Consider the following 22,326-nt stretch of genomic DNA (forward strand, 5'->3'; position numbering starts at 1 on the left):
TATACATTTCATTAAGTTATTGCGTTAAGCTCCTGAATACACGAGCCTTGAAGTCCATAAGTACTGCCATGAAGTTTACTGCCGCCTCGAAGGGTGTGGAGTGAACACTGAAATAAGAATGCACGTCTCCATCCCCGAGCCACTTGGTGCACATATAGTAATAGTGGTCCGAAGTCAACAGGTGCTTCCATATACGCAGGATTTCGGGGTCTCCTGTTTTTTTCACAAAAGGCTCAAGCAATTTCATCTCTTCAAAACAACGCCTTTGCATATCGTTTCCAAGCCATGCGCTGGTATCGCGTTCCATATCAGCCCAGGAAATCGTCGAAAAGTCCCCAATATCGATCTCGGCTACAGGGGAATATTTTCTGGCAACCTCTACAGGAGTGCTGAATTCCAGACCGTTTTTGAGGACTTCTGCAGGCAGTTTTTCCAGGAAATTAAAAATTCCGGTTTCTTCCCACTGGTGTTCTCCGAACGTCTCGTAGTCCATAAAAACATTGATACAATCCTCCTTAACCCCTGAAGCCCACGAGGCCCATTTCTCCGCAGTAAGTGGATATCCTTCCCACCACCTTGCCGAAAAACGGTACCCTATGTCGTCACTCAGCTTGTAGTTCCTGAAGAGAATGGGTAACCCTGAGTCTTTTGCCTTATAAAGTACGTTAGGAGACCTCCCCTCAAGCATGTGGTCTGCACCTTCCGTAAGAATTGCCTTATAACCCAGCTCGGAAGCTACCTTTGCTATGGAGTTATTGTAAAGAAGTTCTGTGTTTCTGAATACCTGAGGTTTAACTCCAAGGAGGTCGAAAACCATTTCTTGGTGTTCCTTCACTTCTTCAATAAATTCTGTTTTGTCATCAAAAAGGCTTGAGAGAGAATGATAACAGGTCTCATCCAGAAACTCCACAGCCCCTGTTTCTGCCATTTGCCGGAAACTCTCAAGCACCTCCTTTCCCCAGAGTTCGCATTGTTCGAGCAGTGTGCCAGTAATCGAAAGGGAAAACCTGAACTCTCCTTTATGCTCGTCGAGAGAGTCCAGAAGAGCCCTGTTTGTAGGGATGTAGCATTTATGGGCCACTCTTTCAAAAATCTCCCTGTTGCTTCTTTCATCAAAGTAGCGGAAAAAACCAGACCTGTCATCAGGCCAGAACCTGCGCAGCCTGAAAGGCTGATGCACCTGAAAGTACATGCAGAGAGAGGTCATGCCCCTTCCTCCAGAATGGCTCTTCTTAAATCAGAGAGAATGGAAAAGTAGTTCACAGCCCTTTCAGACCCTTCCCGGGCGTTTCCAGCATTCATTGAAAAAAGGATTTCACTCTGCTGGAGGTAGCCGAAAAGATGCTTCAACTTTTGGTAATTCGGTTTTTCTTTAATTTCTGCAAGTTCTTCCCCTACCCTTACCAGTTCTCTCAGGTAGAGTTGCTGCGCATGATTTCCGACAGCATTGTGCATTCCGTAACGGATTGTCTGTTCTGTCCCAAGGGTAGAAAGTCTCAAAGGACTGAACCTGCTTACTGCTTCCGAAGGTGTGATCATTTCAATGCCCCGGCTCTTCAGGGCTTCCGGAAAAGCCCGTATAAAATCGGCTATCATGCTCTTGCTCCTGTGGTGAAGGCAGAGGCTTGTGTAATTTAAATAAAGGGTCAGGACATCCCCTTCCATGCCTGCAATCCAGTCTGCGAACTTTTCCGGGATCAGAGGATAACCTTCCCAGTTTTTTTCGGAAAAGCGCAGTTCAAGGTCTTCACTGAGGTTTATATGCCTGAGAAGAGTCGGAAGGTGGTTTTCAAAAACACGGACAGGATCGCATCCATCCAGAATGTTTCTTGACCCTTCGGCAATAAGGCACCTGAAACTCATATCTGCAAGTATACTTCCTACTCTTTCCGTGTACAGAAGTTCTGTGTTCACGAAAGTCCTGGGATTTACTCCTAACAGTTCCCTGAGCATTTCCCTGTAACTCATTACTTCCTCTTTAAACCAGGAAAGGTCAGGATAAAGGGCACTCAGGGAATGGTAACTGCAGCTTCCTGTAAACTCTACCCTTCGACTCTCCGAAAGTTCCCTGAAAGATTCAAGAAGTTCAGGGTCCCACCTGCACTGTTCCAGGAAAGGACCTGAAAGGTCAAAGGCATAGCTTCCCCCCCTTTCAATGGATTCTAGAAAAAAATCATTAAGGCGCAGAAATTCTCTCCCTGTTTTCAAGAGCCTTGAAAAAATTTGATTTCGGTCAAAATACCTGTCCATTTCAGGCACTCCGGAAAAACCCTCCACAGGCCAGTACCATTTGGGACTGTAAGGCAGATGTACTCCCAGACACATGCACACGGCTTTCATAACAAAAGAATCTTGTGCGGAAACCTACTAAAAACTATTGTTTCTTTCAGTCTTTTGCCTAATAACGGAATTATTGATCAGATTCAAAAAAGCTGATTCCTGGTTAATTGGGGGGATCTAAGCCGGAACCCGGAGAAGGAATTTCTCAGTTTTCTCTTCCTGCGCCGTACGGGGGTTAGGGCCTGCCTGCCAACCAGATTAAAAACAACTTACAAGCCAGTAACGCAATTAAGAGAGATAGTATATTGAAGGGATTCCTGCGTAGATCGTAGCAATATACAGACAATAGGCTAAAAACAGCATACAACAAATCAATAAAAGCACCGGACTAAAAAGAAAGAGGGGATGAAGTAATCATCCCATCATGAATCTGGTAAGGCTGCCGTAAGCTTCTGCGATTTCATTTAAGGAAAGGGAAACCTCGAAATTCTTGCCTTTGATTTCAAGGGTTTCGCCTCCCACTTTGCCGATTACTGCGTGGGGCACGCCTTTAAGAAGTTCCTGTACAGCTTCAGGCTCGGGAGTTGCAAGCAGTGCCCTTGCGGGAGCTTCTGAGAACAGGAATTCTTCCGCCTGCGTTTCTCCTGCAGCTTCGCTGAGGTCTACTTTTCCACCCAGATTTCTGCACATCTTTGCAAGCCCTGCACCGATCCCTCCAAGGGAAAGGTCATGTGCAGAACTTAGTTTTCCGCTTTTAACAGTTTCGATTATGGCTTTTATAACATCAGGGGAGTTCTCCGGGACTGCGGGGACCTTTCCGGCATTTTCAGATCCCATGCAGGCATAGTATTCGGAGCCTCCCATTTCAGGGGTTGTCTCTCCTACAAGGATAATGCTGTCTCCGGTATTCGCAAAGAAACTTGATGGGAGAGGCGTTTCGAGATCCACTTTCCCTATCATACCTATCGAGGGAGTAGGAGGTATTGCAGTTTTGAACTCATCGCTCTCGTTATAGAGAGAAACGTTCCCTCCGACCACCGGGATTGAAAACCTTCTGGCTTCGTCTCCAAGCCCGAGTACGGCGTTTTTGAACTGCCAGTAGATTTCAGGGCGCTCCGGATTTCCAAAGTTAAGGCAGTTTACAATAGCCAGGCCCTCTGCACCTTTTACTGCAAGATTCATGGCGTTTTCGATAATTGCAGTCTTTCCTCCGGTATAGGGGTCAAGAAGAGTGGCTCTGGGCTGGCAACCGCAGGAAAGTGCAATTCCTTTTGTATCGGTAATCCTGAGCACTCCGGAATCTTCTCCGGGCTTGACAACGGTTCTTAGCTGAACCTCGTGGTCATACTGCCTGTAGATCCATTCCTTTGAGGCAATGTTGTAGGAAGACAGGACCTTCAGGAAAACCGCTTTAAGGTCTTCTGGAGTTTCCGGTTTTTTGCCTTCTTCCCTTCGTGTGGGGGCTTCTACGAGACTCGCGCAGGTCGGAGCTCCTCCGGTCAGAAAACCAATTGGGATGTCGGCAACGATTTCCCCTTTGAACTCTACCGTATATGTGGGCTCTTCTGTAAGGTATCCGATCACAGCCCCATTCAGGTCATATTTCTGGACCAGGGCAAGTATTGCATCGACATCTTCAGGAGCCACTTCGAAGAGCATGCGCTCCTGGGACTCGGCAAGCAGGATTTCATATGCATTCATGTTAGGTTCGCGCTGCGGAACCGCATCTGCAATAATGCGTGCTCCCAGTCCGCCCTTCACAGCCAGTTCCGAGCTTGCTCCCCCAAGACCGGCAGCACCAAGGTCTTTGCAGGATTTTACATATCCTTTTCTTATGGCTTCCAGGGTCATTTCCATGACAAGCTTTTCGGTGTATGGGTCTCCGACCTGGACGCTCGGACGGTCGTCGGCTTCAGCTGATTCGGAAAGGTCTCTGGAAGCAAAGGAAGCTCCACCAAGTCCATCTTTCCCGGTGCCAGAACCTGCAAGCACGAGCTGATTTCCGGCTTTCTGGGAGCGGGCGGTCATTACTTCTTCTTCCTTGCAGAGCCCGACTGCAACAACATTTACCAGCGGGTTTCCGCTGTATCTTCGGTCAAAAAACGTCTCGCCATTGATAACGGGCACTCCTATGCAGTTCCCGTACCCTGCGATTCCTTTAATGATCTGCTCGAAAAGGAAGAGGTTTTTCGGAGTGTCCAGAGGCCCGAAATAAAGCGGGTCCATAAGGGCTATCGGACGGGCTCCCATGGATATAATATCCCTCACGATCCCTCCCACACCGGTAGCTGCCCCGTTATATGGATCTACATATGAAGGGTGGTTGTGGCTTTCCATGCCTATGGCAAGCACATATTCGTCATCGAATTTAATGATTGCAGCATCATCTCCGGGACCGATAAGAACGTTTTCGCCCGTGGTTGTGAAGGTTTTCAGGAGATGGGCACTTGAGCGGTAGGAACAGTGTTCACTCCACATATTCAAAAAACAGCCCTGCTCTACCAGGGTAGGCTCTCTCCCAAGTTCTTTTTTAATAATCTTCAGGTCTTCTTCAGGTAACATTGCCTTGCCTCTGATTCTTAAGCCTCATTTGGATGCCGAAGCTTTAGTTTCTTATAATTTCCCTGAAATATCAGGGGTTTCAATGTAGCGTTAATGTAGCGTTAATAGACTATGCGGACATAAAGGGACAGGGATTAGATAAATATTTCTTTAAGCCGGAGAGGAAAAAGGTTCTGCAAAATAAGTAGCTGTCAGCCATAAACACTGTAAAGTATTGAGATGAAGAGGAAAGAATCAATCGCTGGGTAAATAAAAAGTGGAGAATCGGCGGAGATGTTCATGCCCCAATGGAAAACAAACTCAAATTTCATATGAGAATGAGAGGAAAGAACAGGTCGAATGTCCCTGAGAAACCAGAACATCAGAGACGAGTCTTTTATCGACTGCTGGTACTGACAGAAATGCAAAATAAAGTTGGAAATAAGAATTCATTTGGGAGATACTTTTAAAGAAATAGGTGTCAAATTAGATAAGGGATTTTAAGAGCTAATTTGCGATCCTTCTGTCAAAACAATCCCTTCGGACGAACTATTATATAGCCTAAGGGATGATATTATACTGTCTGTACCTGCAGAACTTCTTTCTGCATGGCTGCCTGCCTTACCGGATTTGTCACTCATGGGGATTTGGGAGTGGCAGATTAAGGAGAGGCAGAGAAAACTTAAAAAACGTTCTGAATTTCTGCCGTAAACCGGTTTTTTGGGGGCACACAGGTCATACCCGTAAGGGGATGGCAGAGGGGACCATACAAATGTTTTCCTTAAGGCTGAGCTCTCAAAAAAGAACCCGGATGCTGAACAGAAGCTGCCTGAGCTTCCGGGAAGGGGTATGGGCGGCATAAAATAAAAGGAGTGGTAAAAGATGTTATTCATGGACGTTAGTACCTGGGACCCTTCGGATCGCGATAAGATCCTTGAACACTTTAAGAAACTGGAAATTCCTGACGGAATTGATGTTATCAACCAGTGGGTTGACCTTTCCGGAAACCGCTATTACATTCTTTATGAAGCAGAAAGTTCCGAGGCTTACGGAGCCTTCAATCTGCCCTGGTCCGATATCTGCATGATTGACAGTGTCCCTGTAATGGAAGCTTCCGAATTCATGCAGCTTCTGCCCAAGTACAAAAAGTAAGCTGCAAAGATTATACATCAGTTTACTTAAAGGAACTCGGTGAGCCAGCTGATTAAGGCTCATCGAAAATCTTTATTTTATAGTTTCTGTTTTTGCTTCGTCTGTAAGGTCTTTAGTTTTCAACTTTTTAACCTTAAAATCTTTAACACCGGACCTTTTAACACTCAACGTTCAGCTTTAACATTCAGCTTTAACGTTCAGCTTTAACATTCAGGTTTTTAACAGTACTGTTTTTGTCTCCATATATTCAGAAAGAGCATCAGGTCCATTTTCTCTTCCAAAACCACTCTCCTTAACTCCCCCGAAAGGAACTTCGGAGGCTATCTTCATGTGCTGGTTGACCCATATAATCCCTGCATTTAACTGTTCACACCCTGCTCGTGCCCGGTCTAAATCTTTTGTCCAGATAGACGCACCAAGCCCGTAACTGGTACGGTTTGCCTCCTCTATTGCCTCATCCAGATCTTTTACCGTCACCACGGGCAGTAAAGGACCAAAAACCTCTTCTTTCAAAAGTCTGGAGTCTCCGGGTACGTCTGAAACAAGGGTAGGTTCAAAGAAATACCCTTTCTCAGAACCCTTGAATGCAGGTACTTTTCCTCCGGTAATTATCCTGCCTGCATCCTTCTCCTCGATTTCAGCTGCAAGCTCTTTTATATATTCCCATTGATGGCGATTGTTAAGAGGTCCTATACTGGTATTTTTGTCCAGCCCATTTCCGATTTTTAAGTTCCTGACGCCGGTTTCAAGCTTTTGTATGAATTCTTCAGCTATGGATTCAAAAACATAAAGTCTCTTGACAGCAGTACAGGTCTGACCACAGTTGTAAAACCTCCCTCTCAGAGCTCCGGCAGCAGCACTTTCGAGATCGGCATCGTCACACACAAGCATTGGGTCACTTCCCCCCAGCTCAAGAGTAACCCTTTTCATCCCGCTGGCTGCAAGTTCAGCTACTCGTTTTCCGGTTCTGGCTTCTCCTGTAAAAGATATTTTTCTTACCTCCGGACTGCGAACAAGACTTTCTCCTACTGTCTCCCCCGGCCCTGTAACCACATTCAGCACACCTGCAGGCAGCCCGGCTTCACTAAGGATCGAAGCTAGAGTAAGGTTTGTAAGGGGAGTGTTACTTGCCGGCTTCAGCACAAGAGTATTCCCGGAAATCAGAGCAGGGGCAATTTTCCAGCCCATAATCAGAGCAGGCATGTTCCAGGGAATTATGGCTGCACAGACCCCGATAGGGTTTTTTACGGTAAAAGCATACCCATTTCCCGGGACCGGAATGAAGTCCCCTCGTAGACTGCCTGCAAGTCCGCAGTAATATTCAAGGACGCTGGCAAAACCTTCTATTTCGTTTCTGGCTTCTGCAAGAGGTTTTCCCTGTTCCTGCGTAAGCAGGGCAGCAAGCTCATCCTTCCTCTGCCGGACAATTCCTGCAGCCCTGTAAAGAACTCCTCCCCTCTGCTGCGGAGATGTGGAAGCCCAGCCCGCGGAAGCTGATGAAGCAGCTTCAACCGCCGCAGCTACGTCCTCTTCTGTGCCCTGGGGAACCTGTTCGAGAAGTTCACCTGTTGCAGGATTTTTCACATCAAAAAACTCGCTGCCACATGCTTCTACAGCTTTTCCGTTGATCTGCATTTTCATAGCTACCATTATTTGCAAAGACCTATTTTAAGCTAACAAAGAGTTTTATATCTGTAAATTAATAGTTTGGAAGTGTAATGCAAAGAATATAGTGAGAGTTAAACGAAAAACAAATTCCCGTTCGACAGAAATATAAGTATATTTACGAATTGCATAGTATCAATACAGGATCGTCTGACAGACTCAAAAAACGGGATTTGTGGGTCACTTAGTATAAAAGTTATGGAGTATTTTGAGACTCTTCTGGAGAATAGAAGTGGGACTCCAGATAAGCTTTTATGGGGATAAAGATACTTCAGAAACGGCATTTTTCAGGATATGACGTGTGAGTTTACTTTACGAACTGCAATTTTTCAGTAGCTAAAAGAATGAATATCACAGGCAGGTACAGAGAACAGTGTCAGATTACCTTCAAGTAATTCTATGGTTTTTTATTATAGAGATCCTGGGCTTGATTGCGATTCCACTTGCTGGAAATGCTGGAAACAGGCTGGCTGATAGAGGCATTTCGGCAGCAAAACCTCTGGGAATTATACTTGTCGCCTATTTTTCCTGGATCTTTTCTTACATGTGGGGCTTTAACCGTAACACAATCCTGATCTCATTCCTTGTTCTTTGCCTGCTTTCAATTGGCCTTTATCGGAAACAGAAGATTTTTCCCGAAAGAAAGGTTCTGCTCGTCAATGAACTCGTGTTCCTCACAGGGTTCTTTTTTTTCTTACTTGTACGCGTGCACCTTCCGGAAATATACATGCACGAGAAATTTATGGACTTTGCTTTTTTAAATGCAGTAATAAAGACTTCCTCTTTTCCTCCGGCAGATCCCTGGTTTGCGGGCGGGTTTCTGGATTTTTACTATTATTTCGGGTATCTTTCCGTGGGTGCTCTGGGAAAACTCAGTGCTGTAAAACCTACCATACTTTTTAACCTGGCAGTTGCACTTACTTTTGCTCTTTCCTTCAACATCTTTTTCGGCATCGGGTATAACCTGACTCATGGGAAAATAAGGTATGGACTCCTTACTGCGGGATCCGGGATGCTGCTTGGAAATTTGCAGGGACTTATAGAATTCGTATCCATGTATGTCCTCAAGGAGCAGGTTTCAAGGGGATACTACTGGAGCAGTTCGAGGGTTATTCCTTTTACGATAAACGAGTTCCCGTATTTCAGTTTCATACATGGGGACCTGCACTCTCATATGCTTGCAATCCCGTTTCAGTTGCTTGTGCTTGTATTTCTCCTGAATATATATTTAAGGAAAAGTGAGAACTCAATCTTTGAAAATAGCCTGGCATTTATTACATTTTCAATATCTCTGGGTTTTTTATTCCCATCCAATTCCTGGGACTTTCCGGTGTACTTCGGCCTGGCCCTTTTTATTATCTTTGCATTTTATTACGGGCGTTATATTCATAATAGAAATTTATTCGGTTCTGTTGCTGAATTTTCCAAATCAGTCATTCTTGTATCGGTCTTCAGCTTTCTGCCATATTTGCCCTTTTACCTGTCCTTTAGCCCTCAGGCGGCAGGAGGATTTGATTTTGTTGTGCCGGAACTCAGGACAACGCTTGATAAATTCCTGATCCTTTTCGGACTTTTCCTGTTTTTGATCTTCTCTTTCCTTGTAACTCGCCTTGACTCCAGGCGAAAAATCGGATTTTTTATCCTTTTTGCTGGAGCCTCAACACTGCTTTCTGCGGCATGGTCTATTCCCCTGCTTGCGGTTCTTTTTCCCCTGCTTGCACTTCCCCTGTTTTTATTCCTGAAGGATCTTCCGGAAAGAAGCTCGACAGGATTTGTATTTCTTCTAATAGCAACAGCTGCCTTCATTGCCCTTCTCTGCGAAATTATTTACCTTGATGATCCCATTTCAGGCGATTTTGCCCGTATGAACACGGTTTTCAAATTTTATATGCATTTATGGATTTTCCTTGCTATTGCAGCCTCATATTCGTACTATGAACTTCGTTCCTTTTACGGGAACAGGTCCGGAAATAGAATGCTTTTGAAAGGAGCCTATGTAAAAAAAGTATGGGCAGCTGTACTTGTGCTACTGGTTATTTCCTGTGCCTTTTTTCCTGTAGTATCAACCATTACAAGAATAATTGATATGAATGCCGAGCCTGCCCTTGACGGAATGGAATACATGAAGGAACTGGACAGGGGAGATTACAATGCTATACAATGGATGCAGGAAAATATTGAAGGCTCTCCGGTAGTTCTTGAAGCTTCTGAAGATGATAGCAGTTACAGTTATACATCCAGGGTCTCTGCAAATACCGGGCTCCCTACAGTTATCGGGTGGGCAAGGCACGAGCGGTTCTGGGGAAGAAACCACAAAGAAGTGGGAAAGAGAATCACAGATGTCCGTTCGATTTATTCCACTGGCGATGAAAAGAAAACCCTGGAGCTTATGGATAAATATAACGTAAGCTATGTGTATATCGGTAAGCTTGAACGGCAGATGTATTCCATAAAACTGGATAAATTTGAGAATGAAACATATTTTGAACCGGTTTACCGGGATACAGTCACAATATATAAATTAAAGAAGAGCCCATAAAAAAGGATCTTATAGTTGTCGGTTATTACTTTTCCGTTGTTATTTGTCCGTTGTAATTTGTCCGTTGTTATTTGTCCGTTATTATAGTTGTCTGTTTTCAGAGAAAAACTGGCTCAGGCAAAAAAATTGCTGTTTAGACCAAATATATCATTTATTTCAGTATTCTAAACATTGTTTCATAAATACTTTTCATAAATATGCTTCAAAACAGGTTTTATAAATACGTTTTATAAATACGTTTTATAAATACGTTTTATAAATCGAATTTATTCAAATATGTGAAAATACATTTGAATTCAGTAAGCATAAAAGCCTATTAATTTATCATAAACATTAAGAGGTTGTTCGTATAACCAGCGTCTCGGTAGTTCTGCCCGCTTACAATGAAGCCGCCAGAATAGAAAATACGGTCTCGATAACAGCAGAGACTCTTTCAAAGATAACGGATTCTTTTGAGATCATCATAGCAGAGGATGGGAGCACGGACGGTACGGACCGGATAGCTTCAAGGCTTTCGGGACAGTACTCTTATGTCAAACACCTGCATTCCGATGAGCGACAGGGCAGGGGGAGAGCCCTGAACAGAGCTTTTAAGGCAGCCTCAGGAGAAGTGCTCTGCTATATTGATGTGGATCTTGCAACAGATATGAGCTATCTGGAAAAACTGGTCAGAGCCGTAAGTACGGATGGCTATGACTTTGCCACCGGTTCGAGAATAATGCCCGAAAGCGATGCAAAAAGACCTTTCAAGCGGGAGTTTGCAAGCAGAGGATACAACTCCCTTGTACGGCTATTTTTGCATTCAAAACTCTATGACCACCAGTGCGGTTTTAAGGCTTTCAGGAGAGGGGCTCTCTTTGAGTTGCTCGATGAAATTGAGAATCAGCACTGGTTCTGGGACACTGAATTGCTGGTAAGAGCTCAGCACCGGGGATACAGGGTTCTGGAGTTCCCTGTCTACTGGAGGCATGGAGGGTCAAGCAAGGTCAATTTCGCAAAGGATATTCTTGGAATGGGGTCTGAGGTTTTCCGCCTCTGGTGGGAACTCTTTTTACCGGGTATTTTTTCAGGGAAAGGGAAAATTTTTTTAACAGCATTTCTTGCACTTATAATTCTCGCACTTGCTGCAACCTTTCTGGGAGCTTCCGATGTTCTGGAAAATATCAAGCAGGTGTCTCCGGGCACCCTGGCTCTTGCTTCTCTTGTTTACTGTGTTTCCTGGCCTCTCCGGGGAATCCGTTTCCAGCAGATCCTTAAAAGACTCGGAAACCATTATGGGCTTAGATTTCTTACAGGTAGTATTTTCATCAGTCAATCTGCAAATGTGATCCTTCCTGCAAGAATAGGAGACCTGAGCAGGATGTATATCCTGAAAAAAAGTAAGGACCTTGCCTTTACAACGAGCCTTTCCTCCCTGACCGTAGAAAGGGTCTTTGACATAATTGCAATTACATTCATTGCCGCACTTGCTTCTTCAGGTGTGGCTGCCAGGTTTGAACTTGCTTCCTGGATGGAGTCCCTTATTAAGTTTTCAGGGGTTGCAGTTCTCCTTTTCTTTGCAGCCCTCTTTGCATTATCTTTCAGGGAAAGCCGCATGAAAAAGGGAGTTAAGGAAAAGGCTTCGGCAAGTTATTCCAGCGAACATGTTAATAAAATAAAGGAATTTGCATCCACGTTTATCCACCAGATGAGCGTAGTTGCTGTCCGGCCCGGAGCTTTTCTTGCAGTGGTTGCCTCCTCTCTTCTGATATGGGGTATGGATATCCTTACCTGCTTTCTGGTCCTGAAAGCCTTTCCGACAGCCGGGGTAGATATGTCTTCAGCATTCACCATATCTCTGATCTTCCTGGCAGTAGCCCTCGGAAACATTGCAAAAACGTTCCCTATTACTCCCGGAGCTATAGGGACATATGAGGTTGCCCTTACTGCAGTGTTCGGGCTTGGAGGAATCAGGCCAGAACTCGGGTTTACGGTCGCTGTACTTGATCACATAATAAAGAACTCGATCACATTGATTGGAGGCGGGTTCGCCCTATCGGGACTCGGGCTCAGGTGGAAAGAGGTCCTTTCAACGAGTACCGATACGCTGAAAGGGATGTGACAGCCTGAAAAGAAAAATCAGCAAAAATGTGGCCGGTAAAATTCTTCAAGATTGAAAAAAGCGCAAAAATGTCTGAGTGGAAGAAATGTCTGAGAAAAAAATAATCGAAGTCCGGGATGCTTATTCCCTTCCGGAAGATGTGCTCGAGGCTGTTCACACGGCACTGAATGAAGACGTAGAAGAAATCGTAAGTCTGTTCAAGGTTCTTGCAGATCCGACCCGCCTGAGAATTCTTAAAGCTCTCGAAGTCCAGAGCCTCTGCGTCTGTGTCCTTGTTGAAGCTACGGACCAGAAGCACTCTGCCCTTTCTTACCACCTCAAGCTCTTAAAGGAAGCAGGGCTCGTTGATTCAAGGAGAGAACGCAGTTTCCAGATCTACGACCTTACGGAATTTGGAACCCTGCTCCTGAAGCACATTGAAAAACACTTTGAAAAAAGTTAACTGAAGGAATTGAGGGACTTTGTCCCATTTAATAAGTCTGGAGACCCTCAACACTCACAATTAATACTATCTGTATGTGGATTCGTATCCCGGAAGGATAAAATTAGATTTTTTCGTTTGAGGATACCGTAGTTAGCTTTGAGAATTTCACTCCTTTAAGGGACATTATAGCTTCAGCAAGCTCTTTAATTTCTTCGCCGTCCCCATCCAGAACGATTACTTCAAAACAGTTATCGTGATCCAGGTGGATGTGCACGGAGGACTTAATCAGGGGAGAGTAGTGGTGCTGGATATCTGCAAGGGCGTTTGAAAGCCCACGCTTTGTGTGGTCATATATAACAGCAACAGTCCCGACACGATGACCTTTAATGTCGCCCATCCACTCGTAGTAAGAAATGTAACTCCTGATGGCGTCCCTTATGCCTTCCGAACGGGAAGAGTAACCTCTTTTTTCAATAATCTCATCAAATTTACTAAGAAGGGTATCGGGCAGGGAGACCCCTATCCTCATAAGTTCTGTTTCCATCGTATCACCAAGTAATTTGCAATTTATCCGAAAGATAATACATTAAGTTATTGTAAGTATTACTATATATGTTTTATTCACTTGTCCATTAATATAAAAGAGTTGTTCTCATATGTTAATTCATCCCTCAGTATATTAATGTTTGGGAACTATAAAACTTAGCATATATGAAAGGGTCAAACCGGCCATAAAAAAATAACAGAGACAAAAATAAATAAAAAATAAAAACAAAAGGAAAAGAATTCAAAAAAAATAAATAATCAATAGTGTGTAAAAAAAGCAATACAGTGGGAGAGGAATAAAAACTAAACCAATCAAACCAAATAAATTAAAAGAAACAAGAGAATCAGGGAATAGAGAATCAGGGAATAAACAGTTTTATTTTCCTTTTAACTATTGATGTCCGTTATTCCCTATACTTCCAGTTAGTCATCATCCTTTTGACTTATCACTTTGCCCGCTCTTTACAGTTATCGTCTGTCCACAAGCCTCTTCGGTCTTCCTTTTATTTTGTACAGCTCAAGCCCGCGGGGATCCGTGAAGTTGAAAAGGATCTTGAAAGTACCGTCTTCATAAGCCCTGGAGAGGGGATGTTTATATTTAAGGAAAGAGTGGATGAAGTTTTCCATTATAAGGTCTCTGTCACAGGTATCGGGGTTTTCGCATTCCATACTGACCCTCAGTACGGTTTCTCCCTCATCTTCTCCGCCGTAAAGAAAAGCCTCATACTCTCCTGTCAGGTAGTCCATGTTCCCACTCTGGAAGACCCCCCTTTCTACATCAACGCGATTAAAAGGAGTTCCTTCAACCCATACTGTTTCTGCCTCTCTCTGGGGAGTGAGTATTTTCATGTGGGTCCTTCCGCAGGAGCACGTTTTGCGCGTAAGGACGACAGTTGTGTCTTCAGTATCATAATTTAAGAGAAGGTTGCCTGCTTTTGCTCCAACAGGCAGAAGCGTACTCAGGATGACTCTTCCACATTCCCCATCAGGCACGAAATTCTCAAGGTGCGGGTCATAAACATCAAGATGGATAAAATCCTCAGGAACATGCAGCCCTGTAATTTCACTGCATTCCCCGCACATCGTCCCTTCCGTGCTCCCGTAGGTATTATACACAGGACAACCCCAGATTTCCGAGAGATAATTTCTTGATTCATCAGCAAAGGCTTCACCTCCCACAACCAGTTTGTTAATACCTGACTGCCGGGGGTCGATTCCCTCAGCCTGCATTCTGCGGGCAAGGTTCAGGAGCTTGAATACGCTGCCTACTATGCCTGTCGGCCTGTAGGCTTCAATAACACGCAGGGGAAAAGTGCACTTGCCCTCGGGGATAATGCTCATACCCAGCTGCCTGGCAGCAAGGGTCATGGTGTTTGCCCCCACATTCATGCCGTAGGCAGCACAGACAACGACCCTGTCTCCAGGCCCGAAACCCTGAGACCTGAAAATTCGGGCGTATTTTTCTGCATAGCGTTCCCAGTCCTCCCAGGTAAGGAAAAAACTCTTTGGGGTCCCACTCGTGCCACTGGTCTCATGAATGGTAAAAACATCTTCCCAGCCTACACTCCTGAACATAAAATCCTTCATATCAGGAGGCTGGTTTTCCCGGATAGTCTTTCCGGATATGATTGGAAGTTCAAGGAGGTCCTCATGGGCTTTGATGTTTCCAGGCTTTATCCCATGCTTTTCAAACCATTTTCTGTAAAAAGGAGAATTTTCAGCCGCATATTTTACCGTATATCGCACTCGTTCCTCGATGAGAGCGTCGAGTTCTCCCCTGTTCATGGTCTCGATTTCCGGATTAAAGTAAGATTTTGAGCTATCCAATATAAAACACCCCGGCTGTAGCCTTTAACCACGCAAAAATTTGTAAACCATATAAAACCTGTTTTTTATTGGTTTCAAATATGAATTTGGTCTTCAATCAAGAAACAGTTTTGGGCAGGCACACAGCCATGAGCAGGGGGCACATAAAGAATAAATGCAGAGAGACCCTTATTTGTTTAAAACGAAAAAATAAATAATTCACACATTTCTTAACTTATTTGTCCCCAAAAGGCACAAGATATACGCCATCTGCCCTTTTTTGTCCTTTTAACAGCTCGCAGTGTCTCAGGAGAGCAAACTGGTTTTCGGTTTCCCGGGGAGATATCCCAAATTTTTCTGCAATTTCTTCCTTTTTTACCCCACCCCTGGAAACAATGAATTCATAAATGGCTTTTTGCAGGTCTGTAAGGCCATCAGTACCTTCAAGCCCGGCTTCTTCCCTGAAGATTTTTTTAGAACGGACTGCCCAGGGATTACATGCCTGAATTTTATGGTGACCCTCTATATAGCAATCCTCACAAAAAACCTGATCTCCTTCTTTGATACTGTCTTCTCCTGCCAGTTCACGCCCACAGACCGCACACGCGACAGGACTGGTTATTTCTTCTGCCATCTTTTATCCCTCCGGAGTTTCAGACATCCAGTTCATCCAGAATTTTGAGAACAACTACTGACCCGTAAGCTACGGCAGGCCCTCCAGCCATCACTATTGCAGTGCTTACAGCCTCCAGAACCTCTTCACGGGTCGCTCCCAGCCTCACAGCCTCAGGAACGTGCTTCCAGAGACAGTACTCACAGCGCAGGGCAACTGCAATCCCTACCATCATCAGCTCTTTTGTCCTGGCGCTTAAAGCCCCGTCTTTGACGACTTCGGAATGGAGTCCCATAAGGGCGTTCATTACTTCAGGGAGTTGCCCGGCCATTGCTTCCAGCCTTTCATTCATATCGATTTTTTCTGTCAACCTCTCACCTCTGAGTGCTTCAGCTCATAGATATAAATCATATGAAAAAATTTAAGAATCAAAAGGCACCATGTACATTTCTTCCCCCATTTTTCTCCACTTCAAAAGCTCACAGTGCCGCAGTATTGCAAACTGGTTCCTGGTTTCCTGTAAGGTGAGCTCGAAAAGCTTCGAGATCTTTTCGGGGGTAGCCCCTCCTTCCTCCAGGATAAAATTATAGATTTCTTTTTGCAGCTCGGTCAGTCCGTCGGTTCCTTCAAACCCATGCTGTTTTCTGAAAAGCTTTTTGGAACGCACTGCCACAGGGTCTGCAAACTTAATTTTCTGGTGCCCTTCCAGATAACAGTCCTCACAGATTGCTCCCCCGTTCTCTCTGATGTATTCACTTCCCGGAATTTCCTTCCCGCACCCCGGGCACGTTACAAAATAAGCTATGGACTTGTCAAGTTCCCTGTTCCCGGCTTTATTTGTCTTTATAAGGCCGTGAAACTCCAGATAGCCCACTATTTCGTAAACTGTTGACCTTGATAACCCATATCCGGCTTTTGCTTTTTTGATTACGTCCCGAATATGAAAGCCCCGGTCTATATGGGCCTCTTTTATACATTCAAGAACCCATATTTCCTCTTCATTCAGCACAAGAGTCATTGAAGTTCCTTAGATCCCCGTCTGATCCAGAATTAGCATTTTTAATGTGAACTGCTTCAACACCTGACATTTTCACGATCTCACTTCTTCATGCGTTCTCGAACAGCCTTTCTCAGAATAGGGGTTGTCTCTCTATACTTATGAGTTAATAGTATAAAAAATTGTCGATAACTATATATGTAGTTATGGATAGAAAAAACGTTGTATTATCAGTGGTTTAGAGAAAAAAGAATAGAAATCCTCAAATAAAGTTGGGATAAACCTCGACGAAAATCCGGGATTTACGTGTTTTATGGGAAGTGACCTGCGAGTTTTCTGAAGCTTACAGTCAGACCCTGCACTCGCACCCTCTTTCTTTCAGGATCCGGACCTGTTCCTCATAGGTATTCACAAATTCGTCCTGAAAAGCGTTTCCAGTCGCAAGAACAGGATCAAGAGGGGTATGATGCTTATACCCCCTCCTCAGCATTTCTTCCACAAGGGCTTCATGTCTCAGGTAGAGAGCTTTTAGTTTTCCCTTCCAGCGCAGGGTCTCGGGATGGTGGGCATAAGCTTTTTTGTTATTGGTAATTATGGACCACAGGGCGTGCAATTCACGGTGTTCCCCGAGAAGATGCTGCCTGCACATGTTCTCAGGTGGGATGTCCCAGATTCTCATAAGATGAATTTTGAATGCATTTTAAAAAGGGCTTTCGGCAGGAAATTCTAAGCTTTTAAGCCTGAACTTAAGTCTGGGGGTTTGTTTCTTATTCCAGATTCTGATACCTATTTACTGACAGCATGTGAGAATATAGTCTATGAAACGAGGGAGATTAAGATATTATGCCTTAATAGTTATTTTAGTGGCGGGAATGTATTTTTTGCTCACTCCTGTGCTTGCTCATGTTCCGACCTTCGGAGAGGGAGGCAAAAGCCCTGAAACCGCAACTTCCGTAGAAAATCCTACAAAATCCAGAGTCCTTTACGGACAGCTTTCAGGCGCAGATGTTCAGTACTACAGTTTTAAGATGGAAAAAGGGGAGAGGATCGTACTTGGACTTATTGTCCCTGCCGGGAAGGACGGCCAGATTTATACTCCGGACCTGCTCCTTATGGGACCCGGGCTTGCTGAAGAAGGAGAAGTGCCAGAAACCGCAGAAGTGCCTGAAGGGTATGGAGCAAAGGTCTTTTCGGGAAAGATACCTGAAAGCGCAACATATGAAGGATTTACACCGAGCGCCTTCTACTCCCTTGCCCGAGCAGACCTCCAGGCCCCGGAAAGCGGCACATACTATGCAGCAGTGAGTTCTATTGAGGGGGGAGGCAATTATGGAGTTATTCTGGGATACAGGGAAATTTTTTCCCTTATCGAGTGGCTGTTAATTCCTCTAAACCAGATAAGGACCTACCGCTGGGAAGGACAGAGCCTGCCTTTTATCTTCTTCCCGCTGGGAGTAACTCTTGCAGCCGGAATTCTGGCAATTTCACTTAAAAAGGAAGCTGCAGCAGGGTTCAATCCGGCACGCTGGTCGGGGATTTTTGCAGGTATTTTCTTTCTGGGCACAGGCTTATCATTAATATTACAGATGCTGGTTTCACTGAGCAGAAGCTCGTATTCTCCCGAAGTAATCATTACTGTCTTTCTGGCTCTTGCCAGCATTGGGCTTGGAATTACAGCTCTGGCCCTGAGTCTGAAAGATGAAGGGTATAGCATAAAATCGACACGAAAACAGTTTTACTTCTTCGGGCTCGGGCTTGCAGGGCTTTTACTCTGGGCAGGCTGGTTCATAGGACCGATTCTGGCGTTTGAAGCGGCAGTCCTGCCCTGGAAGAGAAAAAGATGAGCTGAGAGCAGGGGCAAACAAAAGATATAAGAGAACCAGAGTAAGAATAATAATCTATTAAAAATATAACTTGTATGATAAGATTAGGTTCTATGATTTTAAAATATTTATTTAGTAACCGCATATAAGCGGCACGGACTTACCAGGGGGAAAAATATGGCAAAGACATCACTGGAATCAGGACAACTTGCACCTGATTTTTGTCTTCCTGATCAGGAAGGGAATCGGACATGCCTTGAGAACCTCAGGGGAAAATGGGTAGTCCTGTACTTTTATCCGAGGGACAACACTCCGGGCTGCAGCCTGGAAGCCAAAAATTTCAGCTGCCTGAGAAAAGATTTCGAAGCTGAAAACGCAGTTGTTCTGGGAGTCAGCAGGGATAGTGAGGAATCTCACAGGAAATTTATAGAAATAAAAGAACTTAAAATAAAACTGCTTTCTGACGAGCAGGCGGAAGTCCACGGAAAATATGATGTCCTGCACCCCAAACATTTCAGGGGCAAGGATGTTATAAGCGTTGTCCGGACAACTTTCCTTATCAATCCGGAAGGAAAGATTGTCAGGATATGGGATAACGTTAAAGCTGCAGGGCACGCCGAAAAGGTGCTTTCGGAACTGAAAAAACTAAAAGAGAAGTGAAATGAGAATAAGTCATAAAAGTAAATATCAGTAAATGTATCAAAATTTGTTGAAATGTGTAAAACCTGAGATTTAGTATAATCGAAAAATTATATTAAAAATAAAGGTAAAAGAAATAAAAATAAAATTTCTAAGAAGAAAAAATAACCTTATCTTAATTTTATGTCCAGCTTTCTGAAAAAAAATTGTTGCTGGTTAAGGCCCTTTCACAGTATTACCCCGGAAAGGAGCTTTTAAAATCTTTTTTCCTTAGTGACGTACTGCGGCCTCATGAGTTTGATATGTTTCAGCTCTTACAGTGAAATAGATCATATAAAGCGCTGCAAGCCCAACAATCATGTACACAATTCTCGAAAGAGTGCTCCCTGCCCCGAAGATAGTATCTACAAGGTTAAAATCAAAGAGTCCTACAAGCCCCCAGTTTAATCCGCCCACTATAACAAGTATAAGGGCGATCAGGTCAACAGGATTTCTTACTGCCATAAGTATCACTCCCTTTTTACTTTATATTCCGGTTTTCTATAACGGGGATAAATATAAAAATCCCTGTATTAAAATTGGGTGTACTTGTATTTATATGTGACTAATCTAAAAATCGGAACCTCTTAAAGAAAAAATAAAAAATAAATAGTTATTTTGGTACAGGAATTTATTATTTTTCAGCACCCTTCTAACCGGGTATTTTGAGACAACTCAAGTAATTTGTAGATATACTACTTTCAGTTAAAAGGTTATTTTGTATTAAACGGTTGTTTTAGTCCTTAGAGAAATAATAAAAACTCCTTCATATCAGCCAACTGCATGAAACATTGTTGGATGTAATAAGCCTTTAAATTCTAATATTCTACTCTAATTTCTCAAAGATTTATTATAAAAAGCAGGGTTGGATTTTAAAACTATATTAAAAAAAGTATGATAAGCCTGTCCTCTCGTCGAACCTGGCGGGCGGGTTTCTCACCTCCCGCCCAGGTTAAATAAGCCCTTCATGAAAAAGCCTACGGGCGAGTGTCAGAGAGCACCGAATACACCAGATATTAAATAAATAGAGATTACATAAAAAATTAAGTTTATAAATATTTTACCAGCTTTGTAGTCAGAATTAGCTTGATATTCATTTTCGTATAGTTCAACATATAATCTGTAAGCTATTGATTTTCGGTTCCAATTATCAATGAACACACAAAATGCTCCTACTAACATAATAAAAAAGCTAGCTTTTGTTTCTAAATTAACAACAGCTGGATAACTCTTTATTATTAAGAAAGTAAGTATAATGCCGTCAAGCCCTATGAAATACTTATAATAATTAGCCAAAGAAAAATAATGCTGATTCACGCCTGTACACCGTATAAATTCATTTTATAAAATAAAAATGGCAAGATAAATATTAACTTAATGCTTCAATGCGAATTATGTTTATCTGCTGATTGGCAGGTTTAAAGGCCAGTCTATCTAAAGAAATAGATCCATTTTAATCCCTGTGTCTGGTAGCAGGCAAAACACTACAATTATCGGGGAAAAACGCAAATTGAAGCTTTAATATGCCTGTATGCATATCGGTAAAAGTTAAAATCATAGTATACAACATAAACAAAAAACTGGAAGAATTTATATAGATAAAATTGAGGATTTCTACAGAACTGAATATTTTGCAATATATAAATTAACATCAAATTTTCTTTTGCAGCCCTCATAACTCATATATCTGATTTTTCCGATCACTTCTCTCTCCTTCCAGGCCCGGTCATGGACTCCCCCGATGCTCCAGGCAATTCCAGCATAGCCATTGGGGTCTCTTCCGTCCAGTTCATATCTGTCATTCAGGCAGATTGCAATTTCAAGGGCTTTTTCGGGAGATTCGCTCCATTCCAGAATTTTTTTTGCCCAGTACATGCGCATGTAACTATGCATTTTTCCGGTACGGAGAAGTTCCATCTGGCTTGCGTTCCAGAGGGGGTCATGCGTCTTCCCGGCTTCGAATTCTTCCGGAGTGTAGAGGTATTTCCTCCTATCCTGCCTGTGCGCATTCAGGGATTCCTTTGCCCAGTTAGGAAAACTTTCAAAGCTGTCATACAGAGGATTGTAATAACAAAAATTGTCCGCAATCTCCTTCCATACAAGGATCTCATCCAGGAAAGCTTTCTTAGACTCTGGGTCTGTTTTTGCCTTTTCAACCTCAAGTGCAACTCTCTGAGCCGAAATCTGTCCGAAATGCAGGTAAGGGGAGAGGCCCGATACCCCATTCCTTGTTGGATCATTCCTCAGGGCATTGTAAGAGTCAAGCCTCTCTGCAAGAAAACTCTCCATTACCTTTCTTGCAGCTTTTTCCCCGGGCTTGAAATGCTCAGGCTCAAAGAGGGAATCATTATCTTTGCCAGAGATTTCCTCAGGAAGAAAGGCTTTAATTCCGGAATCCTGTATGTTGGATAAAATTTCCTGCATACCGTTGCAGGATGAGATCTCAGAAGATTTGGAGTTCGGCTCAAGTTCTGGAAATTCCTCCAGAAACTCGGAGAGGTGCCCATAGAGTTTAGGGCGAAAAGTATGCGCAGCATACTCCTGTTTTGGAGAAGCTTCCCAGCATGGAACGACATTGTGGGCATCAACCTCAAAAAATGGAATTTTGATCTCGGAACGAACTTTTTCTATCCACTCAGCCTTTACGCGAAGCGGGCTGAAATCAGTAACAAGAGTCCCTGCTCCGCATTTAGTTACAAAATGAGGAATTCTTTGCCCGGGGTCTCCTTCCAGGAAGAAGAAGGGAATCTTTTTCCGGGAAAGGGCAACCTCAAGTTCCTGCAGCCCTTTGAGCATGAATTCATAATGCCTTCTTCCAGCCCCCAAAAACTCTTCTGTCAGGCAGAAAACCACGGCTACCGGTACATCAGCCTCCTGTGCTATTGCCCGGGAAAACAGTAGAGCCCAGTTGTCTTCAACCCTCTGGTCACGGCTCATCCAGTAAACAACAGGCCCTTCCCCTGATTTCCCCGGTTTAAGAGTCCTGATGCGTTTAGGGTTCATACCCAGTTTTGGAGTTCCGGGATATATAGAACTAACATCCAAATAATAAAAATAGAAATTGCGTTTAAAAAGAAGTTCCGGTTGTGAACTACCCCCTCCCTGCCTGATGGCGAGGAAGGGGCTTCTTGCTTCATCCCCCGAACTACTGTTCGCAAGTC

At 43.8% G+C, this 22,326-nt stretch carries 19 protein-coding genes; 6 read left to right on the forward strand and 13 right to left on the reverse strand.

Annotated features, from left to right (window positions below):
* Positions 1-16: 16 nt before the first annotated feature.
* The 3 genes from EO95_RS09375 to purL all read right to left on the reverse strand — a co-directional run bounded on the left by EO95_RS09375 (position 17) and on the right by purL (position 4,842).
* Positions 17-1,207: a glycoside hydrolase family 57 protein gene (locus EO95_RS09375; RefSeq protein ID WP_048134144.1), complete on the reverse strand. Its 1,191-nt coding sequence runs from the start codon at positions 1,205-1,207 to the stop codon at positions 17-19.
* The gene (locus EO95_RS09380; RefSeq protein ID WP_048134146.1) at positions 1,204-2,340 is read right to left on the reverse strand and encodes a glycoside hydrolase family 57 protein; all 1,137 of its coding nucleotides are present in this window, start codon (positions 2,338-2,340) and stop codon (positions 1,204-1,206) included. Before EO95_RS09380 ends, EO95_RS09375 begins: the two co-directional genes overlap by 4 nt.
* A gap of 354 nt (positions 2,341-2,694) precedes the next feature.
* Complete coding sequence (purL, locus tag EO95_RS09385) at positions 2,695-4,842, reverse strand: phosphoribosylformylglycinamidine synthase subunit PurL (RefSeq protein WP_048134148.1); 2,148 nt, start codon at positions 4,840-4,842, stop codon at positions 2,695-2,697.
* 861 nt (positions 4,843-5,703) lie between these two features.
* Between purL and EO95_RS09395 the strand changes: the two genes are divergently transcribed.
* Positions 5,704-5,973 carry a DUF3303 domain-containing protein gene (locus EO95_RS09395; protein WP_048134152.1) on the forward strand — a complete coding sequence of 90 codons (270 nt, stop codon included), beginning with the start codon at positions 5,704-5,706 and terminating at the stop codon, positions 5,971-5,973.
* A gap of 210 nt (positions 5,974-6,183) precedes the next feature.
* On the opposite strand, the gene EO95_RS09400 is transcribed toward EO95_RS09395, so the two are convergent.
* Positions 6,184-7,623: an aldehyde dehydrogenase gene (locus EO95_RS09400; protein WP_048134154.1), complete on the reverse strand. Its 1,440-nt coding sequence runs from the start codon at positions 7,621-7,623 to the stop codon at positions 6,184-6,186.
* 388 nt (positions 7,624-8,011) lie between these two features.
* Here EO95_RS09400 and EO95_RS09405 point away from each other — a divergent pair, with 388 nt between their 5' ends.
* From EO95_RS09405 to EO95_RS09415, 3 genes are all read left to right on the forward strand, one after another.
* A complete protein-coding gene (locus EO95_RS09405) occupies positions 8,012-10,177 on the forward strand; it encodes a DUF2298 domain-containing protein (protein WP_048134156.1) in 2,166 nt (721 codons plus the stop codon).
* A gap of 370 nt (positions 10,178-10,547) precedes the next feature.
* The gene (locus EO95_RS09410) at positions 10,548-12,278 is read left to right on the forward strand and encodes a flippase-like domain-containing protein (protein WP_268767896.1); all 1,731 of its coding nucleotides are present in this window, start codon (positions 10,548-10,550) and stop codon (positions 12,276-12,278) included.
* 85 nt (positions 12,279-12,363) lie between these two features.
* Positions 12,364-12,720 carry a helix-turn-helix transcriptional regulator gene (locus tag EO95_RS09415; RefSeq protein WP_048134160.1) on the forward strand — a complete coding sequence of 119 codons (357 nt, stop codon included), beginning with the start codon at positions 12,364-12,366 and terminating at the stop codon, positions 12,718-12,720.
* Positions 12,721-12,823: 103 nt separating this feature from the next.
* Here the strand turns inward: EO95_RS09415 and nikR are convergent, their stop codons facing one another.
* The 6 genes from nikR to EO95_RS09445 form a co-directional block, all read right to left on the reverse strand.
* Positions 12,824-13,246, reverse strand: a complete 423-nt coding sequence (gene nikR, locus EO95_RS09420; RefSeq protein WP_048134162.1) for a nickel-responsive transcriptional regulator NikR — start codon at positions 13,244-13,246, stop codon at positions 12,824-12,826.
* 470 nt (positions 13,247-13,716) lie between these two features.
* Positions 13,717-15,075, reverse strand: coding sequence for a coenzyme F390 synthetase (gene ftsA, locus EO95_RS09425; RefSeq protein WP_082105997.1), 1,359 nt, complete (start codon positions 15,073-15,075; stop codon positions 13,717-13,719).
* Between the two features lie 214 nt (positions 15,076-15,289).
* The gene (locus EO95_RS09430) at positions 15,290-15,688 is read right to left on the reverse strand and encodes a hypothetical protein (RefSeq protein WP_048134164.1); all 399 of its coding nucleotides are present in this window, start codon (positions 15,686-15,688) and stop codon (positions 15,290-15,292) included.
* Between the two features lie 19 nt (positions 15,689-15,707).
* Entirely contained in the window at positions 15,708-16,037 is a 330-nt protein-coding gene (locus tag EO95_RS09435; protein WP_048134166.1) for a carboxymuconolactone decarboxylase family protein, read from the reverse strand.
* 51 nt (positions 16,038-16,088) lie between these two features.
* Positions 16,089-16,685 carry a hypothetical protein gene (locus EO95_RS09440; RefSeq protein WP_048134168.1) on the reverse strand — a complete coding sequence of 199 codons (597 nt, stop codon included), beginning with the start codon at positions 16,683-16,685 and terminating at the stop codon, positions 16,089-16,091.
* A 328-nt stretch (positions 16,686-17,013) separates the two neighbouring features.
* Positions 17,014-17,343 carry a pyrimidine dimer DNA glycosylase/endonuclease V gene (locus tag EO95_RS09445; RefSeq protein WP_048134170.1) on the reverse strand — a complete coding sequence of 110 codons (330 nt, stop codon included), beginning with the start codon at positions 17,341-17,343 and terminating at the stop codon, positions 17,014-17,016.
* 139 nt (positions 17,344-17,482) lie between these two features.
* Here EO95_RS09445 and EO95_RS09450 point away from each other — a divergent pair, with 139 nt between their 5' ends.
* Together EO95_RS09450 and EO95_RS09455 are read left to right on the forward strand one after the other, a co-directional pair.
* A complete protein-coding gene (locus EO95_RS09450; protein WP_048134173.1) occupies positions 17,483-18,508 on the forward strand; it encodes a hypothetical protein in 1,026 nt (341 codons plus the stop codon).
* Between the two features lie 156 nt (positions 18,509-18,664).
* The gene (locus tag EO95_RS09455) at positions 18,665-19,147 is read left to right on the forward strand and encodes a peroxiredoxin (RefSeq protein WP_048134175.1); all 483 of its coding nucleotides are present in this window, start codon (positions 18,665-18,667) and stop codon (positions 19,145-19,147) included.
* Between the two features lie 249 nt (positions 19,148-19,396).
* Here EO95_RS09455 and EO95_RS09460 read toward each other — a convergent pair whose 3' ends face one another.
* The 3 genes from EO95_RS09460 to EO95_RS09470 all read right to left on the reverse strand — a co-directional run bounded on the left by EO95_RS09460 (position 19,397) and on the right by EO95_RS09470 (position 22,210).
* Positions 19,397-19,630 (reverse strand): DUF378 domain-containing protein, encoded by a 234-nt coding sequence (locus EO95_RS09460; protein ID WP_048134177.1) that lies wholly within the window; start codon positions 19,628-19,630, stop codon positions 19,397-19,399.
* 525 nt (positions 19,631-20,155) lie between these two features.
* Positions 20,156-20,482 carry a hypothetical protein gene (locus tag EO95_RS09465; RefSeq protein ID WP_048134179.1) on the reverse strand — a complete coding sequence of 109 codons (327 nt, stop codon included), beginning with the start codon at positions 20,480-20,482 and terminating at the stop codon, positions 20,156-20,158.
* A gap of 297 nt (positions 20,483-20,779) precedes the next feature.
* Complete coding sequence (locus tag EO95_RS09470; protein ID WP_235282945.1) at positions 20,780-22,210, reverse strand: deoxyribodipyrimidine photo-lyase; 1,431 nt, start codon at positions 22,208-22,210, stop codon at positions 20,780-20,782.
* Positions 22,211-22,326: the final 116 nt, after the last annotated feature.

The organism is Methanosarcina sp. 1.H.T.1A.1 (assembly GCF_000979295.1).
Lineage (GTDB): Archaea > Halobacteriota > Methanosarcinia > Methanosarcinales > Methanosarcinaceae > Methanosarcina.